Annotated in this window: 1 protein-coding gene; it reads left to right on the top strand. The window is 72.5% G+C overall.

Features of this window, described 5'->3' with window-relative positions:
• Positions 1–48: 48 nt before the first annotated feature.
• Complete coding sequence (locus PLL68_RS11965) at positions 49–1,257, top strand: DUF8462 domain-containing protein (RefSeq protein ID WP_324534363.1); 1,209 nt, start codon at positions 49–51, stop codon at positions 1,255–1,257.
• The last annotated feature ends 10 nt before the right edge of the window (positions 1,258–1,267 follow it).

Genomic DNA, 1,267 nt, shown 5'->3' with positions numbered 1-1,267 from the left:
TATCCCGATGTATGCGGGGAACGCTAGAGAGCCGTATACCCTCCGATCATGGACCCGGTCAGGAACCCCTACGCCCCCGGCGCCGGTCAGCGACCGCCCGAGCTCGCCGGCCGTGACGAGCAGCTCGACGCGTTCGACATCGTGCTCGAGCGGGTGGCCCGAGGTCGGCCAGAGCGCTCGATCGTGCTCACCGGGCTGCGCGGTGTCGGCAAGACCGTGCTGCTCAACGCCCTGCGCTCGGCCGCGGTGCGCGCCGGCTGGGGCACCGGCAAGCTCGAGGCCCGGCCCGACCAGTCGCTGCGTCGGCCGCTCGCCTCGGCCGTGCACCAAGCGGTGCGCGAGCTCGGCCCGGCCGGTGGGGCGGGGGACCACGCCCTTGGCGTCGTCAAGGCGTTCGCCCAGCGCGAGCCCGCAGGCGGGGGCACCGCCCGGGGGGCCGCGAAGCTGCGTGACCGGTGGAACCCCGGCATCACCGTTCCCGCGGTCACCGGGCGGGCCGACTCCGGCGACATCGAGATCGACCTCGTCGAGCTGCTGAGCGACCTCGGCGGCATGGCGTCCGACACCGGCCGGGGCATCGCGATCTTCATCGACGAGATGCAGGACCTCATGCCCGACGACGTCTCCGCCCTGTGCGCGGCCTGCCACGAGCTGTCGCAGTCGCGGCTGCCGGTCATCGTCGTCGGCGCCGGGCTGCCGCACCTGCCGGCGGTCTTGTCGGCGTCGAAGTCGTACTCGGAGCGTCTCTTTCGCTACTCGCGCATCGACCGTCTCGATCGGGATGCCGCGGACGCCGCCCTCACGCTCCCGGCCGAGGACGAGGGGGCGACCTTCACTCCCGAGGCGCTCGACGCGATGTACGACGCGACCGGCGGCTACCCCTACTTCATCCAGGCGTACGGCAAGGCGGTCTGGGACCGCGCTACGGCATCCCCGATGACGGCGGCCGACGTCGCGGTGGCGGCTCCCGAGGCCGAGGCCGAGCTGGCCGTCGGGTTCTTCGGCTCGCGCTTCGAGCGGGCGACGCCGGGGGAGCGCGAGTACCTGCGCGCGATGGCTGATGTCGCGGTCGAACTTGGCGACGATTCGGATGCCGTGCCCACGGCCGACGTCGCGGCGCACCTCGGGCGCAAACCGCAGTCGTTGTCGCCGGCGCGTGACGCATTGCTGAAGAAGGGGCTGATCTACTCGGGGGAGCGCGGGCGGATCGCGTTCACCGTGCCCCACTTCGGGCGCTACCTGCGTGAGAACGCCTGACCACGCGGTC

The sequence above is a fragment of the Ornithinibacter sp. genome, assembly GCF_035443565.1.
In the GTDB taxonomy this organism is placed as follows: Bacteria; Actinomycetota; Actinomycetes; order Actinomycetales; family Dermatophilaceae; genus Fodinibacter.
This window is presented reverse-complemented; position numbering and strand designations above follow the sequence as displayed.

Bases quoted from the DNA above. Each gene is read 5' to 3' on its own strand.
- PLL68_RS11965 (WP_324534363.1), top strand. From the start codon at position 49: ATGGACCCGGTCAGGAACCCCTACGCCCCCGGCGCCGGTCAGCGACCG.